This is a genomic window from Paenibacillus helianthi, assembly GCF_001909055.1.
Lineage (GTDB): Bacteria > Bacillota > Bacilli > Paenibacillales > Paenibacillaceae > Paenibacillus_AQ > Paenibacillus_AQ helianthi.
Genome location: NZ_LVWI01000027.1, coordinates 1 through 632 on the forward strand (window position 1 = coordinate 1; position 632 = coordinate 632).

Genomic DNA, 632 nt, shown 5'->3' on the forward strand with positions numbered 1-632 from the left:
GGCTTCCAGCATCCGCGCGCGGCGCATATCCGCTTCGGGCAGCAGGACCGCCGCATCGCGGACGATGACGGCGGTATACATCAGGCTCTGGACCGGCTCATTGACCCGTACCAGCCAGGTGCGGATGGCCCGGATCGGCGGCTGGATGACTGCCTGCTGATTCAGCGGGTCCACCGGCTCGGGAATGGGATCGAACAATTCGATTTCCAGCTCCAGCGGCCGGCCGTCCCGCGAGGCTTCCAGGGTTACAAAGGTGTGGTTCCGGTCAAGGCCGTGGCGGGATTCCCCGTTTACCCGCAGCAAGGCCTCGCCGCCCGACTCAAATATGAGCCCCGTACGCTGCCCTTGCCATTCTGCCGGGATCGTAAGCGAAAGGCGGAAAAAATACGTGGTTCCCTGCACACTCGGGAACAGGTTGAAATCTCCGCCTTCGGTATACGGCCGCATTCCGTCATATTGACCCGGCACGGTATAGACCGAAGCCTGAATGTCCCAGCCTTCCAGCGCCTGCTGCTCCAGCCATTGCCGCTCGGACAGCTCGCGGATGAATCTTCTAATCCGTTCCATGTAACCCCTCCGTTCCACGCGAACCCTCCGTTACCTCGAGTGCAGCTTCCAGTACCTCATTGACA

At 61.4% G+C, this 632-nt stretch carries 1 pseudogene; it reads right to left on the reverse strand.

Annotated features, from left to right (window positions below):
- Nucleotides 1-567 (reverse strand): annotated as a pseudogene (locus tag A3844_RS07285) (alpha-mannosidase); the annotation flags it as partial.
- Nucleotides 568-632: the final 65 nt, after the last annotated feature.